Below are 1,671 nucleotides of genomic sequence, written 5' to 3'. Positions count from 1 at the left end.
CTCAGAGGCTGAGAGGCAATTGATCGCCGCAGACGCCCGTCGAGTTGGCCTCAAAGCCAGAGGAACGAACGTCACGCGGCGCTGCTGCGCGGATGATGTCGCTGCGACGGGCTCGTGCGCGCTTCGCAGCGCTTGATGCGGGTCGATTTCTCATCTTCCGCACCCCTTACGCGGCCGCCAGGGCCGCTGCGGGCGCACCTGTGCCCAGACCGACCCACTGCGGTGCGATCTTGACCATGCGCATCAGGTTGTGCGCCAGCGCATACAGGATGGCCACCGCACGCACCTTGCGCAGCCCGCGCACCGGCATGCGCTGCAGCCCGCGGTTGCGCGCCAGCGCGTTGACGCACTCGGCGGTGGCCGCACGCTGCTTGTAGACGGCCTTGTTCTTCTCTTCGGCCATGCGCTCGCGCCACTGCGCCACCGGCTCGGAGTCACCGTCCTTGCGCCGATGCTTGTGCGGCGGCGCCGTCTCGTCCCCGGCCTTGCGCCTGGGCTCGGGCACCGGTGCGATCACTTCGGTGCGGCCTTGGGTGTGCTCGTGCACGGCGTCGATCTGCTCGTGTGCGGGGAACCCGCCGTCGGCCAGCCACTGCCCGGGCGTGCGCCCCGTGCGCGCGCTGACTTGCTCAACCATCGGCGCCATCTGCCCCATGTCGCTGCCGGCGTTGCTCACCGCCACGCCCACGATGACCTGGTCCTTGCAGGTGGTGGCCAGCTGCACGTTGTACGCCGGCCGGAACCCGCCGTCGCCCATCTTCATCACCCGTGCGTCGGCATCGCTGGTGCTGGCGCGAGCGTCTTCGGCCTTGTCGCCGTTGCGCAGCTTGGCCGCCTGCACCTGGGGCAGCTGCTCCAGCGCCGCTTGGATGCGTGCTTCGCGCTCCTGGGCTGCACGCTGCTGCGCGGCCTGCGCGCGGCGGCTGCTCGCCCCAGGATCGTCCTTGGCCCGCTGCTTGGTCTGTCGCACGAGCTCGCCCGCCTCGGCCAGGTGCTGCTGCAGACTGGCTTGACGGCGAAACGACGCCGCGCCTGCGTCGGCCCGCACCCGCATGCCGTCCTGCGCCACGCACTCCAGGCTGATCGCGCCTGCGGCCGCCAGCGCCGCGACGTTGGCCGTCAGCACCTCGTCCATCAGCGCCTCGTTGCCCGAGCGGAAGTCGTTGAGCGCGTGGTAGTTCACCGACACGCCGCCGCAGATCCAGCGGTAGGCGTCGTGCTCGCGCGTCAGCCGCGCCAGCTCGCGTCCACTGCCCACGCCTTCGAGCGTGGCGTACAGCCACAGCGCAAACAGGATGCGCGGGTCGATCGCCGCGCGTCCGGCGTTGCTGCCGCGCGCCTTGATCGCATCGGTCAGCCGGCTCAGGTCCTGCCGCTCGACGTAGCCCCATACCAGCCGCGCTCGGTGATCCTCGCCCAGCAGCGACTCCAGGTCCGATGCTCGCAGTTCGATCTGCTTGCGGTTGGGCTGCAGCAGCCGCGGCGGCTGCGCGCGCAGCGCAACGGCTCGCGCTTGCGCGGCGGCCTGCGCTGCTTGCTCATCGACGGGCGCCAAGTCCTCGAACAAAACCCCGGCCACGCTGTCTTGGTGCGTCGGATCGCTCATGCCCAACAGCAAGCCAGAGACATGCCAGCACGAGGGCAGCGGACGAAAAACTCTCACGCTCTCAG

Annotated in this window: 1 protein-coding gene; it reads right to left on the bottom strand. The window is 70.1% G+C overall.

Annotation, left to right across the window (positions count from 1 at the left end; all coding sequences use genetic code 11):
• Positions 1–166: 166 nt before the first annotated feature.
• Positions 167–1,606 (bottom strand): IS1182 family transposase, encoded by a 1,440-nt coding sequence (locus tag MOJ79_RS18780; protein ID WP_241925529.1) that lies wholly within the window; start codon positions 1,604–1,606, stop codon positions 167–169.
• Positions 1,607–1,671: the final 65 nt, after the last annotated feature.

Origin of the sequence: Calidifontimicrobium sp. SYSU G02091 (assembly GCF_022631395.1) — a bacterium.
GTDB classification, from domain to species: Bacteria; Pseudomonadota; Gammaproteobacteria; order Burkholderiales; family Burkholderiaceae_C; genus Calidifontimicrobium; species Calidifontimicrobium sediminis.
Note: the sequence above shows the minus strand (reverse complement) of the source record. Positions and strands in the feature narration are given on the sequence as shown.